Below are 19,541 nucleotides of genomic sequence, written 5' to 3'. Positions count from 1 at the left end.
ATTTCTAATAGCCTAAAGGCTCTTGTTTTGTATGCCGAACACGAAGTATTCTAATTTGGTTATTTGATAGGCTATACGGTAACTATAAATTTCAAAAGCTCTAAAGGTGCCATCGTTATTTTTGCGATACTTGTCTAAAGGATAAATTTCAGGATTGTATTTTAAGTTGTCTGTTGCAGAAAAGATTGCGTTTCTTACGTTTTCAGCTGACTGTAAGGAGTCTTTTTTTATATAATCGAAAGCTTCTTTTAATTGCAATAATGCTAATTTCCGCCAAACAATTTTTACCATTGATCAGCTATTTTCTTAGCCTCGTTTTGGGTATAAAATTCACCTTTTTCGATATCTTCAATTGCTTCATCGATCTCGTTGTTATATTGATCTAGAGTAATTCTTTCAGAATTTTGTATTCCTTTTTTTAGGACGTATTCTAATTTATCTAAAAGTGTTTCATTGACTTCAGATAGCTGTTGTATAAACTTGTATTTTCTTGCTTCTAAATCCATCTTTTTAATTCTCGTATGTTATAAAGATACAATTTCTCGTTCACATTTTTTGTTTTTCGAATTTTTGTCACCTGAGAGTTTATAAATTCTAACGACGTCGATTAGGTAATAGCGGAGGAGGTTCGCCATTAAACGGGTTAAAACGACTAATGGTTTTGGCTTCCATACCAGCCGCACTCATTACGGCTCGGTCTCCATAGCGTTCGCGCATTTTATCCATGGCATTGGTTAGGTTGAGGTGCATTTCGTTGTCTTCAAACAAGTTTACTTGGTGGCCACCTTCTACCAAATGACTAAATTTTACACCAATTAATCGCACTAAAAGTCTACGGTGGTATAGTTTTTTAAATAAACCTAATACCACAGGAATGAGCATATGGTCCATGGCGCTATATGGAATGCGTTGCTGTTGTGTATAGGTTTGAAAATCTGAATACCGAATCTTAAACGTCACGCAAGCCGTTAATTTATGACCACGACGTAATTGATAGGCTAAATTCTCAGTCATTGCAACGACCATACCTTTAAGTTTGGTAACATCTGTAGTGTCTTGATTAAACGTACGCTCTGTAGAAATAGATTTACGTTCATGATATTGTATTACAGGCGAATTGTCTATGCCATTGGCTTTTTTCCAAATCATTAAACCGTTTTTGCCTAATACTTTATGCATGAGTTGCATAGGCATTTCTTGTACGGTTTGTATACGCTTTACGCCTAAGTCACACAGGGTTTTATAAGTCACATTGCCAACCATAGGAATCTTTTTAACCGAAAGTGGAGCTAGAAATGGTTTTTCATCACCCGGAAGGATTCTAATTTCGTTGTTAGGTTTGGCTTCACCAGTCGCAATTTTAGACACCGTTTTGTTAAGCGATAATCCAAATGAAATAGGTAAACCTGTTTCTCTAATTATTTTCTGGCGGAGTTCTGAAGCTAGTTTGTGGCAACCAAAAAATTTATCCATTCCGGTAAGATCCATGTAAAACTCATCAATAGATGTTTTTTCATAAAGCGGCACACTTTCTTTAATCACATCGGTAACGTCATTTGAAAATTTAGTGTAAATCCCAGAATTTCCTCTAAGCACAATGGCTTCTGGGCATAATTGTTTGGCCATACGCATTGGCATAGCAGAATGTATACCGAAAGTTCTGGCTTCGTAACTGCAAGACGCTACAACGCCTCTATCGCTTGTGCCACCAATAAGAATAGGTTTGCCGTTAAGACTACTATCCATATGTCTTTCACAGGACACAAAAAAGGTGTCGAGATCCATGTGTACGATGTTGCGGTTGTTGCTCATGCTTGATTTTAGATAATTTAAGTTTTCTTCAAGGCTTTTAAAACCTTGTGTATTTAAGAGATGGTATACCTAGAAGGTCAAAAAAGGACCTTGTAGGATTTGTTGTTTTTATAATTAACGTCAGTTCGAGTGGCAATTTTTGTAGCTAAAGCGGAAAAAAATGTTGTATCGAGAACCTTATGATTAATGAGAGCTTCTCGATACAAATTTACTCGTGCCTCATAAACCACTCAAAGTGATGAGTCGATTTTGGTTTTATCCTTGTGCCAATTTGAGATCTTGAAAGCTTTTTTTATTCTGAAATGTAGGATTTAAAGACTTTACCGAATAACGCGGATCTTCAATAATTGCCAAACGTTCCATTTTTGAAACTTCAATAGTGACACAATCAAATTCTACCATTACTTTTCCTATAATGCTATAAATTCCTTTCCCTCTAAATGGGTATTTGGCTACAACAGGAGGAAAATGAACGGTGTCTAAAAAATCACCATCGCGATCTAAAAACGTTCCAAAATGCATCATTTTACCATTCGATGTTTTGGTGTTTTTTGTGGTAATCAAGTAACCTTCAATGCTAATAAGTTTGTTTTCTAGTTGTGTTAAGTGTTTAGCGCGTAAATTACTAATCGAGCGTTTTTCTAATAAATAAAATGGATTACAAAGACTAAAACCTAATAATTCAATCGAATCAAAAGCATTTTCTAACTCTGTACTCGGTAGTTCAGGTGTGTTGTATGTCACGCGTTCGGTTTTAAATAGCGTAATGATGTCTTCTTTGATGACGGTTTTACTAATTTTTAAATGCGCTTCCCAAAGCAACTCACGTTTGTTAATTTTTGTAAATCGAAAGGCATTTATTTTAATTAAAATGGAGATCTGTTCCATAGAGATTGGAACACGTTCTATAAAATCATCGAGCGATTTAAATTTGCCATGTTCTTGGCGCTCATTAAGAATCCGATTTATGGTTTTAGATTCTAAGGATTGTAAAAACATAAAACCTAAAAAGATGGTTTTTTGGTTTATGATGGCTTGATTAAAAGAGCGATTAATACATGGAGCTTCAATAATTCCGTTATGCATTCTGGCTTCGTGTACATAAAGTTCTGTGCTGTAAAATCCACCAAAATTATTGAGAGTTGCGGTCATATACTCTAACGGATAATAGGCTTTTAAAAACAGGCTTTGGTAACTTTCTACGGCATAAGAAGCCGAATGGCCTTTGGCAAACGCATAACCTGCAAAGCTTTCTATTTGTCTCCAAATGTCTGCCACTAGCTCGTAAGGTTTTCCATCTTGTTCACAGTTATCGAAAAATTTTTGCTTCACTTTTGAGAACTCATCTCGAGATCTAAATTTACCAGACATACCACGTCGTAACATATCTGATTCTCCCAAATCCAAACCACCAAAAAGGTGAGCGACTTTTATCACATCTTCTTGGTACACCATAATGCCATAGGTTTCTGGCATAATTTTTTGTAAAACAGGATGTGCTTCTTTTCGTTTTTCAGGGTGACGGTAACGTAAAATATATTGACGCATCATGCCGCTTTTAGCAACACCGGGTCTAATAATAGAACTTGCGGCTACTAAGCCCAAATAATTGTCTACTTGTAGTTTTTTAAGTAACATGCGCATGGCTGGTGATTCGACATAAAAACAACCAATAGCTTTTGCATTGCGTAGTAGGTCTTTGATGCGTTCATCTTTTTTAAACCCTTTAATGTCGTGAATGTCTATTGGTGGTTGCTCTGTATAATTGGCATTAATAATTTCTACAGCTTCTTTGATTTTGCCTAAACCACGCTGACTTAAGATGTCAAATTTATAGAGACCGGCATCTTCTGCTGTCACCATATCAAATTGTGTGGTAGCGTAACCTTTTGGAGGCATAAATGTAGCGCAGTATGCGTGAATTGGTTCTTCTGAAATTAAAATACCGCCAGCATGAATGCCTAAATAATTAGGAAATCCTTCAATATACGTACTGTATTTAATGACGAGTTGCGATACGTTATCGAGTTGATTAAGGGTGTATTTTCCTCTGGTGAGTTTATCCATTTCGGACTTTGGTAGGCCAAAAACTTTTCCTAATTCGCGAACGGAAGCTTTAAATTTAAAGGTGTTATATACTGCAATAAGCGCTGTGTGTTTAAAGGTGTTGAAAATATATTTTGTAATATCATCTCTGTCTTTCCATGAAAAATCGAGATCAAAATCGGGTGGATTCTGACGGAATAGATTAATGAAGCGCTCAAAATATAGATCGAGTTCAATTGGATCTACATCTGTGATTTGTAATAGGTAAGCAATAATGCTATTAGCTCCACTACCACGACCAACGTAGTAATAGTCTTTACTGCGTGCGTATTCTAAAATTTTCCAGTTGATTAAAAAATAAGAAACGAAACTTTTTTGTTCAATTATGCGCAATTCTTTTTCAATACGATCATACACCTTTTGTTCTACTTCAGTTCCGTAACGATATGCAATACCATTGTAGGCTAATTGTTTTAATAATTGAAAATCTGATGTTTCATTTTCTGTTAAACATTTTTGGTTTTTTGGTTCTGGGTTTTCAAGTTCAAAATAGGTAGAACAGTCTTTTAAGAGTGCTTCTGTATTTGTAATAAGATTTGGGTATTCTGCATAAGTTTCACATAAATCATTGTAAGGGAGCATTTGGTCACTTTCTTTACCTTCTTCAGACTTAGGAAGTTTACTTAACAAGGTATTATTATCAATAGCACGCAATAAGCGGTGTGTATTAAAGCCTTTTTTATTTTGAAAAGAGACTGTTTTTAAAATGACGAGTTTATGTTTGAATTGGTTCCATTTGGAAAATTTTAAACGGTTGAGGTCTTGTGGTGCAATACCTAAAAATTCATTAGGTTTTAGATTGAATTGCTCTTCATTTTTATACGGGTAAATTACAAAGCAATTCTCTAAATCTTCCTCGGGCTTTTCGGGTATTTGCAATTCCGCATTATGAAGCAATTTTGATAAATATGTGTTGATGTTTTGGTAGCCTAAATTATTTTTAGCAATAAGAATAAACTGCTGTTGTGCACCATTTCTAAAATCGACACCAAGCACCGGTTTTATTTTATACTTTTTAGATAACCGCATAACATCTAAGCAAGCAGATGTGCTATTTATATCTGTTAAAGCAAGCGTTTGAACTCCATTTTCTGAGGCAATAGCAAGTAATTGCTCTGGTTGTATGGTTCCATAACGAAGGCTAAAATAGGTGTGGCAGTTTAAATACATAGTTCCTAATTGGTTTGTAAAATTAGCTACTATGTGTAGTTTTTATTGCTTACATTTGTAGTAATATTTAAAATAGTGAATAATGAATAATGAATAGTGAAGAGGGTAAGGATTATGAGTTTTGCGGATTTATAATGTTAACATGCCTTGTTTTTAATTGATGACTAACAAAATAAAATTATAAATGAAACCAATTCAAGTTAATATAAAGCATCTTCGGACGCTAAAAAAGATGTCTCAAGAACGTTTGGCAGACGAATTAGCGTGGAGTCGGTCTATGATTGGTTCTTATGAAGAAGGACGCTCAGAACCCCCAATAGATCGATTGATCGACTTGTCTAGTTATTTTAGTATTCCTATAGATATATTAGTCAGAAACGATTTGCGCAAAGCAAAAAACACCTCTTTTATTGAGGTTGGTAATAAGCGTGTCTTGTTTCCGGTAACGGTTAATGAAGACAATGAGGATTTAATAGAAATTATACCCGCTAAAGCTTCTGCAGGTTACCTTTCTGGTTATGATGATCCGGAATATATAGAGCAACTTCAAAAAATAAAATTGCCTTTTTTACCTACTGGTACGCATCGTGCATTTCCTATTAAAGGAGATTCTATGTTGCCGGTAAAAGACGGTGCTTTTATCGTGGCTAAATTTGTTGATGCTATTGCGGATGTTAAAAATGGGAGAACTTATATTATCTTAACTAAAGATGATGGCTTGGTGTATAAACGTGTTTATATACCTGAAGGGGATCTTGTTCATTTATTATTAAGTTCTGATAATAAATCTTATGAACCGTATTTAATTGCTCGTGAAAATATTTTAGAAATTTGGGAATTTACATGTTGTATTAATACCCAAGAGTATGATGAAAAGGAGCTAAAATTAAGTAGTATTATGACGATGTTTCAAGAGCTTAAAGTAGAACTTGAAGCTATAAAACGATTATAACATTAGATGAATTTTGAAACAAAAAAAAGCGCGAAATTATTATTTCGCGCTTTTTTATTTTATAATGGAACTCAATATTAATCTGCTAAAATAATTAGCTTATTATCTTTCATTTCTAATGTTCCAGAATTGATAGCTAACCAAACTCCTTTATCAGATTTTGTAAATTTAGCTTCAACTTCTTTTTCTAATTGAATAGTGTTACCAGCAACTTTTATATGTCCTTTTGTAAGAATAGATACAATAGGTGCGTGATTGGTTAACATTTCAAACTCACCATTAACGCCAGGAACAGCAACAGAAGTAACTTCTCCACTAAATAATGTGTTTTCTGGTGATACAATTTCTAAATACATATTCTTTTAGTTTGCAGTTGCAGTTTACGGTTTGCAGTCACACGGAAGAGACTGAAGACTGATTACTGCTAACTGATTTACGCTTCAGCTAACATTTTTTCTCCTGCTTCAATAGCCTCTTCAATAGAACCTTTAAGGTTAAATGCTGCTTCTGGTAAGTGATCTAATTCACCATCCATAATCATATTAAAACCTTTAATCGTTTCTTTAATGTCTACTAAAACACCTTTAAGACCTGTAAATTGCTCAGCTACGTGGAAAGGTTGTGATAAGAAACGTTGTACACGTCTTGCTCTACCAACAGCCATTTTATCCTCTTCAGATAATTCTTCCATACCAAGGATGGCAATAATATCTTGTAATTCTTTATAACGTTGTAATAACTCTTTTACACGTTGTGCACAATCGTAATGTTCTGCACCTAAAATATCAGCCGTTAAGATTCTTGATGTAGAATCTAATGGATCTACCGCTGGGTAAATACCTAACTCTGCAATTTTACGAGACAATACTGTTGTTGCATCTAAATGGGCAAACGTTGTTGCTGGAGCTGGATCCGTTAAATCATCTGCAGGTACGTAAACCGCTTGTACAGATGTAATAGAACCTCTTTTTGTTGAAGTAATACGTTCTTGCATCGCACCCATTTCGGTTGCTAATGTTGGTTGGTAACCTACTGCAGAAGGCATACGACCTAATAATGCAGATACCTCTGAACCAGCTTGTGTAAAACGGAAGATATTATCTACGAAGAATAATACATCTTTTCCTTGTCCTTCACCAGCACCATCACGAAAATACTCAGCAATAGTTAATCCTGAAAGCGCTACACGAGCACGAGCTCCGGGAGGCTCATTCATTTGTCCGAATACGAAAGTCGCTTTAGATTCTTTCATTCCAGATTTATCAACTTTAGATAAATCCCATCCTCCTTCTTCCATAGAATGCATAAAGTCATCACCATATTTGATAATACCAGACTCTAACATTTCACGAAGTAAATCGTTTCCTTCACGTGTTCTTTCACCAACACCTGCAAATACAGAAAGTCCACCGTGACCTTTTGCAATATTGTTAATCAACTCTTGGATTAATACCGTTTTACCTACACCAGCACCACCAAATAAACCAATTTTCCCCCCTTTAGCATAAGGCTCAATTAAATCGATTACTTTAATACCTGTAAATAAAACTTCCGTAGATGTTGATAAATCTTCGAATCTTGGAGCTTGTCTGTGAATCGGTAAACCCGCTTCACCAGCTTTAGGTAAATCACCTAATCCATCAATAGCATCACCAATAACATTGAAAAGACGTCCATAAACATCTTCACCAATTGGCATTTGTATTGGAGAACCTGTAGCAAGAACTTCTGTTCCTCTACTTAACCCATCTGAAGAATCCATAGCAATAGTACGTACAGTATCTTCACCAATGTGAGATTGTACTTCTAATACTAATTTAGAACCATCTGGTCTATTAATTTCTAATGAATCATAAATCTTTGGAAGCTCTGAATCAGTAGCGAATTCTACATCGATAACTGGACCTACGATTTGTGCAACTTTACCTGTAACTTTTGACATTACTCTTATGTTTTTGTTTTGCAATTGTTTAAATGTAAAAAAAAGACTTAATCAATCTACTTGAATACGTCGGTTTTTCGCGCTGCAAAGATATGAGTTTTAATTTAAATACCGCATCAAAATTTGCGGCTTTTTTATGCATAGAAAACGCCCTTAAACAGCGGGCGTTTAAATTACTGTTTTTAAGTTGAATTTATTGTAGTGTTGGCGGAAAATTTGTGGGATAATCACCTGCATTTACAAAATTACCTGAGGCTTCAAAATTAGATCCGTAGGTTTCATCTATAGCTCGCATCATTTCATTTGCCATTAAGGCATATCCTCTAGACGTTAAATGAACTCCGTCTAAACTAACTAAGCCGCCAGTGACTAAATCTGTAGTTAAAATAAAGTTTCCTGAAATAAACCCTGTTGTTGAGGCTTGTTCTAAAATAGATTTAAAATCTACAAAAGCGAGCCCTTTACTGGTTGCTATATCATCAATAATATCATTGTAAGCATCTGTTGCGACTCTTATCGATGATTGTTCGCTGGGAATTAAAACCCATTTATCCTCTAGTGGAAGTGTAATTCCTTCAGCAGCAAACTGCGCAGCAAGCGCTTCTGGTAATCCTTGTAACTCTAAGGCTTCAGCATAATCCTCATTTACAGTACCAATTATTGAACTGCTCGGTAAAACTAATAAGTCATCTTCTGTGGCCTGTCTCGATTGCCCGTAAGTATTTCCTAGTAAGTTAGCCACTAAAGGCACTGCCTCTGCAGGTAAACCAAATTGTGCAATAAATGCGGGAAATGTTGGACTTGCGTTTAGGGCTCCTTCAATTGTAGTAGAAATGTCAACAAGTGTTTCATCTTTAATAACTACCGCGCTGGCATCGGTTTCAGAAAAAACGATAGCTCTACTTGGGTCTACGGCTTCGAAAATTGGATTTAATGCCCCAAAAATAGAATTTAATAAAGGAATTTGAGGTCCAAAAGCTTCATTGGTTGGGTCTAACGGGTTATATGGTACTGTTGTAAAATGTGCTAATGTTGTAATATATGGAAGATTAGCAACAACTCCTTTTGCTCCATTTGCTGTTAAGGCATCTACAGTGGCGCCAAAAGAAGCTGCAAACACATTAGGATCTGTTATGTCATTTGTTCCATAAGTTGAAGGATCGAAATTATTTGTTTGATCGATGCCAGTTCCTCCAGAAGTAGCATATGATAGTACATCATTACCACCTATTTCGGATAAGGTGAAAAACGTTGGGTTTTGTGCGATAGCATCACCTAAAATGGTAGCTGCTGGAGTTGAGGCCATTCTGCCGAAATAAGGATTTAAAGTGCCATAACCAGCTATTCCGAGATGAAAACTTTTAGCTCCAGGAATACCATAGTTATTAAATGACCCGGATAATACATCTGATATTTGTGTTGTTGGTGTTGCAGGTAAAAGCGCGGGGCCACTACCATCAAAATATAACCTAGGTGCTGAGACAACAGTAGCTCCTAATACAAATCCTCCAATATTGTCATTCATTAATGGTTGCGTAAATTCGCCACCACCAACTAAAGCAAATTTTTGAGATAGTAAATTTGGAAATGAGTTTTGTTGCCCCGCAATAAATAATGCATTATCCATAAACCCTCCAGAAAATGATGCACCAACAGCAATATACTTTGAAAAGTCGGCTTCACCTTGTGTCAATGCTGGCAATACCACTTCTGTAGTGGGATTGTCTAACTGGTCTTCAAAATCCTCTTCATCATTACAAGCTGTAAATCCTATAAGGACTGCTGACAGTAATACATATTTTATGTTTTTCATTTTGTATTGTTTATAAGTTATTAATTGTCCAAGAAGCGTAATACATTGAACCGATATAGCCCGATCCGAAGACCGTGAAATATTCTTTGCCTCCAATGTTTGTTCCACCTATTTTAATAGTCGACTTTAAGCTTGGGATTTTATAATTAATTTGGGCATCCACCGTATGGAATTCTGGTACAATACCATCTCCAAATGTAGCTTCCCAGAAATAATCATCGCTAAATTTATAAGCTACGTTAAAACCGAAATTTTTAAATAACTCTGTGTTTCCAAAATGCGCTTTAAATTTATGTTCTGGTGTGTTAAAATTGGTTTCAAAATTAGGATTAGCTGCTTGGTCAAAATCTTGTTTTGTAAACGTGTAGCTTCCGCCTAAATCGAAATCACTTAATACTTTTGTAGATAAACCTATAGAAGCCCCGTAAGAATTTACGTCTACTTGAGAATTTGTGTAAGCACTATAAGTGGTAAAATCGCTACTTGCTATCGCTGCAATTGCAGAACCATCATCAACAGAACCATATAGCGGGGCTATAACCACTTCTGAAGAAATGAAATCTTGGTATTTATTATAATACGTACTAAAATCGATGGTTAATTTATCGAATTTACCTCTATAGCCAACTTCAAAAGAAGTTACTTTCTCTGGAGATACAAGATCTGGATTTGCCACTCTTAATACTGAGGTATCACCAGTCTCACCAAACTCTTGTACTGATGATGCAGAATATGAGTTATTGTATGCAGCAGCACCTGTTTGTGTATATACCGTTCCATCACTTGCTGTGAAATCTCTTGTATAACGCTCTAAATTATCTGGTGCAGAACCCACTAATATGGCTCTACCAGCATCTAAACCAATAAATAAATCTTGGGTTGTTGGATTTCTGAAACCAGTTTGGGCAGAGGCTCTAATATTATGATTTTCATTAAGTGTTAATCCTAAAGATAATCTAGGTGAAACAAAGCCGTCAAAATACTCTGATTTATCATAACGCGCAGAGGCTGTTATTTTTAAATTCATATCGTCATTTAATTCTAATTCCTTTTGAATTTGTGTGTAAACACCAAACTCACTATAATCAATGGTCCCGTCGTAATCGGTGTAGATAGATCCGAAAGAATTCAGCTTATATTGTCTATAAGAACCACCAACTTGAATATCTGCTATATCTGTTAAGTGACTAAAATTGTAATTACCATCTGCATGGTAATATTTAGAAGCATCCTGGAATTGGGATCCAGTAGCTAAATCTGGATCTTTAATAATTCTATTGAATGCATTATTAAATTGCGTTGAGCCAGGTTCAAATCTTCCTGTTTCTGCAGCGGCTCTTGCTGCAGCATGTGCTTGTGTATCTGTAGCACCACCACCTAATGTTGCTGCCACGTAAGTATTGATGTAATCTCCAAACCAATCGGCATCACTTTTCCAAGCTCTGTTAATGTTAATTCCTGTAAATACCATATCATAAGAATCACCAGCTTTATCGGCTACAACATAACCCCTTACAAAGTAATTGTCATTTTTTAATTCTAGTTTATGTTGTTCTTGAAAGAATCCGTCGATGTTATATCTATTAGTACCTTGGTATATTGTTGTACCTGTACCCACTTTACCTACATATTGTATTTCGAAATTGCTATCTGTTATTGGGCGGTAATATAATCCCCAATCTGCTTTAATACTTTGTGCTTTATTTTCGGTTAAATCACGTTCATTATAACCTGTTCTACTTACAAATACATCTGGAACAATACCTGTTCCTCCTGCTAAATCGTTAATATTAGCAGATACTTCATCTCCATAAACGTTAATACCGTTATAGTTTAAATTGGTTGCTCTTGTACCACCAAATAAGTCACTATCTACTTCACTTGTTGCTGCCCAGTCTGTACCATTTAAATAACCGAAGTTTACTTTTGCTGCAAATTTATCACTAAACTTATAAGCCATTCTTATACCTAGATCTGTATATTCATTATCGCCAGCAGCTTTTTGAGAAGTGATTCCTTTTTTAACAAAAGCGCTTATCCCTTGATAATCAAAAGGGTTTTTACTTCGCATAAATAAAACACCATTAAAGGCATTTGCACCATATAAAGCAGATGACGCGCCTGGCAGTAATTCTACACTTTGCACATCTGTTTCAATAAGGCCAACAAGATTTCCTATTGGGAAATTTAAAGCAGGGGTAGAGTTATCCATTCCGTCTACTAATTGCATAAATCGTGTATTAGCTGTTGTGGCAAATCCTCTTGTGTTAACCGATTTAAAAGTTAAACTACTTGTGTTTACATCCACTCCTTTTAGATTTTCTAATCCACCATAGAAATCTGCAGATGCCGTATTTTTAATTTCTTTAAGTCCAAATCGCTCAACGGTTACAGGCGATTCAAAAATACGTTCGGGTGTACGAGATGCAGAGATCACAACCTCATCAAGTTCGTTGCCTTCAGCCATGGTTACATTAATTGTTTGACTGCTTGAGGTGACTTTTATAGTTTGATTTTCAAATCCAGTATATGTAATTTGAATGGAAAAAGGTGGGCTTTGATCTGTGGTTAGGGTATAAACTCCGTCGAAATCAGATACGGTACCTATAGTTGTGCCAACTATAATAATATTTGCACCAGGTAATGGTAATCCTGTATTGTCGGTGATTTCACCTTTTATTGTGGTTTGACCAAAGGATACCACACAAAAAAGCATGATAAAAAGCTTTAAGATTGTCTTCATGTTAGAGATTTAGTTTATTTAGATTAGCAATTTAGTTAAATAAATGATAATTTATAAATAAATTCTTAAAAAATGTAGTTGTATAGTTTCATATTGACAAAATAAGATCTTAAAATCGAATAATACTTAATTGCGGTGCTTTTTAATATGTTGTCGATGTTTAATTACTTAAGATTATATTGAGCTCAGGAAGATTTATTTCTGTTGTAATATAAATGCTTGTGATAAGGGTATAAAAAAACCGACTTAAGATTGAATAATTTCAATTTTAAGTCGGTTATAAAAATTGTATGTAATAATTACGCTTACTCCACCGTAACTGATTTTGCTAAATTACGAGGTTGATCCACATTTTTATTTAACATTACAGCAATATGATAAGACAATAGTTGTAATGGTATTGTGGTTAATAGTGGTGATAAGCATTCTAATGTATCAGGCACTTCAATAACGTGATCTGCTAATTCTTTTACACTTGTATCTCCTTTTGTTACAATACCTATAATTTTACCTTTTCTAGATTTTATTTCTTGAATGTTACTAACTACTTTTTCGTAATGTCCTTTTTTAGTCGCAATAACAACTACAGGCATTTGTTCGTCAATTAAGGCAATAGGTCCATGTTTCATTTCTGCAGCAGGATAACCTTCTGCATGGATATAAGAAATTTCTTTTAATTTTAAAGCCCCTTCTAATGCTACAGGAAAATTAAAGCCACGTCCTAGATATAAGAAATTTTTAGAATCTTTATAAATTTCAGAAACAGTTTCTACATATGCATCAGATTTTAATGCTTCTTCAACTTTGCCTGGAATAGTTTCTAATTCAATTAAGTGGTGTCTAAATTCTGAGCTCGACATTGTGCCTTTCGCTCTTGCTAAACGTAAGGCTATTAATGTTAATACTGTTATTTGGGTTGTAAATGCTTTAGTTGAAGCCACTCCAATTTCTGGACCGGCATGTGTATAAGCACCTGCATGCGTTTCTCTTGCTATAGTAGAACCTACGACATTACATACTCCGAAAACAAAAGCTCCCTTAGATTTGGCTAATTTTATTGCAGCTAAAGTATCTGCGGTTTCGCCAGACTGAGAGATTGCAATAACAACATCTTTTTCTGTTATAACAGGATTTCTATACCTGAATTCTGAAGCGTATTCTACCTCAACAGGTATTCTTGCTAAATCTTCAAAAATATATTCAGCAACTAGGCCTGCATGCCAAGATGTACCGCAAGCCACAATTATAATACGATCTGCGGCTAAGAATTTTTTCATGTTATCTTCAACACCAACCATTTTAATAATCGCTTCATTACTGAGAAGTCGACCTCTAAAAGTATCTAGAATAGCGCTTGGTTGTTCAAAAATTTCTTTTAACATAAAATGTTCGTAACCTCCTTTTTCTATTTGCTCTAAATTTAATTTTAGCTCTTGGATGTAAGGGTCAACTTCAGTATCATTCTCGATTTTTCGAACTTTGATCTTTTTACCTCGTCTAATAATGGCCATTTCTTTATCTTCAAGATAAATGGCATTTTTAGTATATTCAATAAAAGGGGAAGCATCACTGGCTATAAAAAATTCGTCATCTCCAATACCAATAGCTAAAGGGCTGCCTAATTTTGCAACTACAATTTCATTTGGTTTCTTTTTGTCAAATACAGCGATGGCATATGCACCTACAACTTGGTTCAGCGCAATTTGAACGGCTTTACCTAGTTTTAGGTTTTCACTTTTTTGTACGTCTTCAATAAGGTTAATTAACACCTCTGTGTCTGTATCTGATTTAAAAGTATAACCACGTTTGATTAATTCTTTCTTTAGAGAATCATAATTTTCAATAATTCCATTGTGAATAATTACAAGGTCTCCAGAATTAGAACTGTGTGGGTGAGAATTAACGTCGTTAGGAACTCCATGAGTTGCCCAACGCGTATGACCAATACCTAAGGTGCCATCTGTAGAAATTTCACTTTCTATTTTATTTTTCAAATCAGAAACTTTACCCTTAGTTTTTGATAGTTTTATATTGGTACCATCATATAAGGCAATACCAGCACTATCGTAACCTCGATATTCTAATCTTTGAAGTCCATTAATAATAATAGGATAAGCCTCTTGATGACCGATATATCCAACAATTCCACACATAGATTATTTTTTAATTAATTTGGTTCTGTATAGTATATTTCTAAATATACTCGTTTACTCTCGTCAGATGTATTGTTACCATGTAATATGGTTCCTCTAGGTGATAAAATAGAACTTATTGGAAGTGTTGAATTAGAATCATCAGAATTTTGGATCTTATTTTGTAAAAAAGCTCCTTCAAGATTTACGTTCATTGAAACCGCTAAACCTAGCTCAACGTTTGTAGAATCTCTTAATAATAAATTATTAATATGTTCAGTGATTTTTAATTTGTACTTTATACCCTTTCCATCGTTTTCTCCATCAACACGTTCTAGACGACCAAGGTGATTAGTTTTTGAAAATGAAGGTGAAATACTATTTGTAAAGTCATTATCATAATCAGTCAATGGCCTGTTATTTGCTACATCATATAGGTATATACGGTCCGGTTCGTTTTCTGGATCTTCACCTAAAATATCTAATTGATCTCTATCGACATAGAATATTAGGTTTGCTTCATTAACTAAGCGTTTAGAACTTGTGTATTCGTTGTTTTCAAGATTGACAAATTTATTTCTAAATTTATCAAAATTACTTAGTCCTGTTTCATCGTCAACACCATCAAATAATTTTATTCCTGCAACAGCGCCTTCTCCACCTTTAAGATAAAGTCTACTGTCTCCATTATCAGAATCTCCTTCATTTATTGGTAATGTAAAATCATTAACTTGAAAATTAACTTTATTAGTTGCTAGGTTCAGCACATATGTTGCGTTATCCCTTGCGTCAGCTTCATCAGTCGTCGATGCTGTTAATTTAGAGTAATAAATGGTAACGTTAGCATTATTACCACTACTTGTGTTTAAGTACATAAAGCTCCCTTTGTTATCAACGGCCTCAGCTTTAAAGTAAAGACCTCTAAAATAATTTAAAAAATTATTTTCGTTACTTAGAACAGGGTCTCCTTCTTTTGCTATTATTTTTTGTTCCCAAAAAGTAGGATCAAGTTTTATTCTTATTCCTGGTGCTTGTCTTTCGGTTACTACAGTATCTGTATCATCATCTTCGGTGTCTGCTGTTTCCAATACATATACTTCTTCACTAATATTTATGATGTTAGTGTCTGCTGTGTGAGAAGTTTCTTGTGCTGCTAAAAAATCTAATTCTGTACCTTCTAAAGCTCCTTCAGATATTATTTCTGAGGAAGATGCTGTTTTATTAGAATAGTAAGCTTGACTTTCTCCAAAATCACCACTAGGATCAAAATTTCTAAGAAAATAATTATTTTCAAAGATTCTTAATTTTATGTCGTTATAGCTATCTCCTGTAGATATTACGGAATCAATAGTATAAGTAAGGTTTCCGTCAGTATCGGTGCCTGTTGCAGTACTGAAAAAGGGAAGCGTTACAACAACAGAATCAACGATTACTTCATCTCCAAAATCAGGACTGTAAGTTGAAGGTGTTAATTGTGTAACAAAGCTCGATGTTGTTCGTCCGTAAGCATCATCATAAACCCCTAGAGTATTTAATATTAAGTTATTTGTTTGTACAGGATTTAAGGCCTTAGTGTAGGTAATTACATCGTATTGATCAGAGTCAGTATCAAACGTAGTTGCTATATCGCTATTTAAGACGTCAGATTCTAGGTCTGCAAAATCACTTTCGCAAGCTATAAAGCTGATTATAATTAAACTAAACGCTATAAGCTGTAAAATAATTTTATTCTTTTTCATAAGTAATATTAGCTATTTAATACAGTATTATTGTAAAAATCAGTATACGGATCTGCAAATTCTTCAATTGAATAATAGTCTAATACTGGTTTTTCTAAATCGGTTAAATACGTGTCTAATTCTTCAGGTAATTCTTCAGAGCCTCTAATAATAGCGTCAGAGTTATCTATGGCCACTTTCATTAAATTAACATAATTAGGCGTTTTTAATAATTCTGTAGCTGTTGCATCTAGCCCGTCAAAACCTACTTTAGAGATCATGTCTTTATCTAACGTACCTTCAAAGCTTTGATTGTATACAGAAGTTACTATTTTACTTTCTGTAAATAATGGTTCGGTTTTATAAAATTCCTTTAAGTATAATGGTAGTAAGGATGCAAGCCAACCATTAACATGTATAATGTCTGGTGCCCAATTTAATTTTTTAACAGTTTCTATAACGCCTTTAGCAAAGAAAATAGCACGCTCGTCATTATCTGGGAATAAGTTTCCGTTTTCATCTGTTAAAGTTGCTTTTCTTTTAAAATAATCTTCATTATCTATAAAATAAACTTGAATTCTTTCTTTAGGGATAGATGCTACTTTTATAATTAAAGGCATGTCTAGATCGTTAATCACTAAATTAATCCCAGAAAGTCTAATCACTTCATGAAGCTGGTGTCTTCTTTCATTAATATTACCAAAGCGAGGCATAAATATTCTTATCTGACCCCCTTGTTTGTTTACCATTCGCGGTGCTTCAAATGACATTGAAGAAATCTCAGTTTCTGGTAAATATGGAACTACTTCCGAAGACACATATAATATTCGTTTATCTTTCATAAATCTGCTGCTTTTGAAATTAATAGTAAAAAACATGCAAAATTACAAAAATTTGGGCAGATTGCTAGTATTATATTATGTTTGCACGCGTTAATTTTTATTATCAAAGTGAAAGTATTTTTAAATAAAATTGATTTATCGCATCACATAGATGCTTTAAAGGCAGAAGGAAACACCATTGGGTTTGTGCCTACAATGGGAGCTCTACACAATGGACATGTATCATTAGTGAATAGAGGACTAAGGGATAATCAAATTGTTGTTGTTAGTATTTTTATTAATCCAACACAATTCGATAATCCAGAAGATCTAACTAATTACCCTAGAACTATTGATGCTGATATTGAATTGTTAAATACGGTGAGCAATAGTAAGATTATTGTTTATACACCGTCTAATGAAGATATATATGGGGATCAGGTTGTTTCTGAGTCGTTTCATTTTGAGGGTTTAGAGCATGAAATGGAAGGAGCTTTTAGAAAAGGTCATTTTGATGGAGTGGGGACTATAGTGAAACGTTTATTCGAAATTGTAAAACCAGATGTGGCTTACTTTGGAGAAAAAGATTTTCAGCAACTTCAGATCATAAAAAAAATGGTTGAATTGCATCAAATACCTGTTAAAGTCGTTGGTTGTTCAATTTATAGAGCAAAAGATGGTTTGGCTATGAGTTCTAGAAATGCAAGGTTAACTGCAGTGCATAGGGATGTGGCACCATTTATTTATAAAACAATTAATACCGCTAAGGCTAAGTTTGGCACAGAAAGTGCAGAAGTAGTAACGGAATGGGTTAGTGAGCAATTTAAAGCACAATCACTTTTAGAATTAGAGTATTTTGTAATTGCAGATGTAGCAACCTTAAAGCCAATACAAATAAAATCATCAAATAATACATATAGAGCATTTATTGCGGTATATGCAGGCGATATACGATTAATAGATAATATCGCTTTAAATTAATTATCTTTGTAGCATGCAAATTCAAGTTGTAAAATCGAAAATTCATCGTGTAAAAGTTACAGGAGCAGACTTAAATTATATTGGTAGTATTACTATTGATGAAGATTTAATGGAAGCTGCTAATATTATACAAGGTGAAAAAGTTCAGATTGTTAATAATAACAATGGTGAACGTTTGGAAACTTACTGTATTCCTGGGCCACGTAACAGTGGTGAAATTACGCTTAATGGAGCAGCAGCTCGTAAAGTGGCTGTTGGTGATATTCTAATTTTAATTACTTATGGTACTATGGATATCGAAGAAGCCAAAGTATTTAATCCTTCATTAGTGTTTCCAGACGAAGCTACCAATTTGTTAAAATAAATTGGTGGGTCAACCTAAAACCATTTTAAAAATTGTGTTGCCTTTACTCTTAGGAGTTGGATTGGTGTGGTATTCTTTGTCTAAAATCTCAGTGCCTATACTAGTTCAATATTTTAAAGATGCTGACTATAGTTGGATTATTTTGGGAGCTATACTAGGAGTGTTAAGTCATTTATCTCGTGCTTATCGTTGGTTGTATATGGCGGAACCTTTGGGTTTTAAGCCTAAGTTTGCAAATAGTATTATGGCAGTGTACTCAGCATATCTTATTAATTTTACGATTCCCAGGGCAGGTGAGGTCGCCCGAGCTACAATCCTAACAAACTATGAGGGCATTCCTTTTGATAAAGGTTTTGGGACGGTAGTCGCCGAGCGTATTGCAGATACCATTATGTTGCTCTCAATAGTTGGAATTGCCTTTTTTTTAGAATTTGAATTTATCTATAGTTTTTTTGTAGAAAAATTTAATCCATCAGGATTATCGTTAATTTTAGTAGGGATATCATCTGTCATAGCTGTGCTTTTAATATTTTTATTTATAAAAAAAAGTCATTCTAAGCTCGCTGTGAAAGTTAAATCCTTTATTATTGGTCTTTTAGAGGGAGCGTTAAGCATTTTTAAGATGAAGAATAAATGGGCATTTATAGGTCATACTTTGTTTATTTGGTCTATGTATGTGCTTATGTTTTACATCACTACTAACGCTTTACCAGAATTAGAGCATATCACTTTAACACCAGTGCTTATTGGTTTTATACTTGCTAGTTTTAGTATTGCAGCAACCAATGGAGGTATAGGGTCTTTTCCCGAAGCTGTAGTTATTGCATTTTCTTTATTTGGAATAGCAGAAGATCCAAGCAGAGCTTTTGGATGGATTATGTGGTCAACTCAAACTTTAGTTATTATTGTTTTAGGGGGGGTATCTTTGTTATATTTACCTATTTACAATAGAAAAAATAGGACATTATAAATTATTTTTTACCTTTC

At 34.4% G+C, this 19,541-nt stretch carries 15 protein-coding genes; 4 read left to right on the top strand and 11 right to left on the bottom strand.

Features of this window, described 5'->3' with window-relative positions:
• Positions 1–12: 12 nt before the first annotated feature.
• The 4 genes from HM985_RS03365 to HM985_RS03350 form a co-directional block, all read right to left on the bottom strand.
• Positions 13–291 carry a type II toxin-antitoxin system RelE/ParE family toxin gene (locus HM985_RS03365; RefSeq protein WP_179374873.1) on the bottom strand — a complete coding sequence of 93 codons (279 nt, stop codon included), beginning with the start codon at positions 289–291 and terminating at the stop codon, positions 13–15.
• Positions 285–506 (bottom strand): hypothetical protein, encoded by a 222-nt coding sequence (locus HM985_RS03360; protein WP_179374872.1) that lies wholly within the window; start codon positions 504–506, stop codon positions 285–287. Before HM985_RS03360 ends, HM985_RS03365 begins: the two co-directional genes overlap by 7 nt.
• 88 nt (positions 507–594) lie before the next feature.
• On the bottom strand, positions 595–1,812 hold the full coding sequence (dinB, locus tag HM985_RS03355; protein ID WP_179374871.1) for a DNA polymerase IV: 1,218 nt from the start codon (positions 1,810–1,812) through the stop codon (positions 595–597).
• A gap of 255 nt (positions 1,813–2,067) precedes the next feature.
• Positions 2,068–5,088 (bottom strand): DNA polymerase III subunit alpha, encoded by a 3,021-nt coding sequence (locus tag HM985_RS03350; RefSeq protein ID WP_179374870.1) that lies wholly within the window; start codon positions 5,086–5,088, stop codon positions 2,068–2,070.
• Positions 5,089–5,272: 184 nt separating this feature from the next.
• Between HM985_RS03350 and HM985_RS03345 the strand changes: the two genes are divergently transcribed.
• Positions 5,273–6,040, top strand: coding sequence for an XRE family transcriptional regulator (locus tag HM985_RS03345; RefSeq protein WP_179374869.1), 768 nt, complete (start codon positions 5,273–5,275; stop codon positions 6,038–6,040).
• 77 nt (positions 6,041–6,117) lie between these two features.
• On the opposite strand, the gene HM985_RS03340 is transcribed toward HM985_RS03345, so the two are convergent.
• From HM985_RS03340 to HM985_RS03310, 7 genes are all read right to left on the bottom strand, one after another.
• Complete coding sequence (locus HM985_RS03340) at positions 6,118–6,396, bottom strand: F0F1 ATP synthase subunit epsilon (RefSeq protein ID WP_179374868.1); 279 nt, start codon at positions 6,394–6,396, stop codon at positions 6,118–6,120.
• 77 nt (positions 6,397–6,473) lie between these two features.
• The gene (atpD, locus tag HM985_RS03335) at positions 6,474–7,982 is read right to left on the bottom strand and encodes a F0F1 ATP synthase subunit beta (RefSeq protein ID WP_179374867.1); all 1,509 of its coding nucleotides are present in this window, start codon (positions 7,980–7,982) and stop codon (positions 6,474–6,476) included.
• 193 nt (positions 7,983–8,175) lie between these two features.
• On the bottom strand, positions 8,176–9,795 hold the full coding sequence (locus HM985_RS03330; RefSeq protein WP_179374866.1) for an SGNH/GDSL hydrolase family protein: 1,620 nt from the start codon (positions 9,793–9,795) through the stop codon (positions 8,176–8,178).
• A 10-nt stretch (positions 9,796–9,805) separates the two neighbouring features.
• Positions 9,806–12,538 (bottom strand): TonB-dependent receptor, encoded by a 2,733-nt coding sequence (locus HM985_RS03325; RefSeq protein WP_179374865.1) that lies wholly within the window; start codon positions 12,536–12,538, stop codon positions 9,806–9,808.
• 305 nt (positions 12,539–12,843) lie between these two features.
• On the bottom strand, positions 12,844–14,691 hold the full coding sequence (gene glmS / locus HM985_RS03320) for a glutamine--fructose-6-phosphate transaminase (isomerizing) (protein ID WP_179374864.1): 1,848 nt from the start codon (positions 14,689–14,691) through the stop codon (positions 12,844–12,846).
• A gap of 14 nt (positions 14,692–14,705) precedes the next feature.
• Complete coding sequence (locus tag HM985_RS03315) at positions 14,706–16,409, bottom strand: DUF4270 domain-containing protein (RefSeq protein ID WP_179374863.1); 1,704 nt, start codon at positions 16,407–16,409, stop codon at positions 14,706–14,708.
• A gap of 8 nt (positions 16,410–16,417) precedes the next feature.
• The gene (locus tag HM985_RS03310; RefSeq protein ID WP_179374862.1) at positions 16,418–17,230 is read right to left on the bottom strand and encodes a glycogen/starch synthase; all 813 of its coding nucleotides are present in this window, start codon (positions 17,228–17,230) and stop codon (positions 16,418–16,420) included.
• Positions 17,231–17,338: 108 nt separating this feature from the next.
• Here HM985_RS03310 and panC point away from each other — a divergent pair, with 108 nt between their 5' ends.
• From panC to HM985_RS03295, 3 genes are read left to right on the top strand one after another with little or no spacing between them, the layout of a single operon-like run.
• A complete protein-coding gene (panC, locus tag HM985_RS03305; protein WP_179374861.1) occupies positions 17,339–18,190 on the top strand; it encodes a pantoate--beta-alanine ligase in 852 nt (283 codons plus the stop codon).
• 13 nt (positions 18,191–18,203) lie between these two features.
• Positions 18,204–18,554, top strand: a complete 351-nt coding sequence (gene panD / locus HM985_RS03300; RefSeq protein ID WP_179374860.1) for an aspartate 1-decarboxylase — start codon at positions 18,204–18,206, stop codon at positions 18,552–18,554.
• A gap of 4 nt (positions 18,555–18,558) precedes the next feature.
• Entirely contained in the window at positions 18,559–19,524 is a 966-nt protein-coding gene (locus HM985_RS03295) for a lysylphosphatidylglycerol synthase transmembrane domain-containing protein (RefSeq protein WP_179374859.1), read from the top strand.
• Positions 19,525–19,541 lie beyond the last annotated feature (17 nt).

Origin of the sequence: Winogradskyella wichelsiae (assembly GCF_013403925.1) — a bacterium.
In the GTDB taxonomy this organism is placed as follows: Bacteria; Bacteroidota; Bacteroidia; order Flavobacteriales; family Flavobacteriaceae; genus Winogradskyella; species Winogradskyella wichelsiae.
This window is presented reverse-complemented; position numbering and strand designations above follow the sequence as displayed.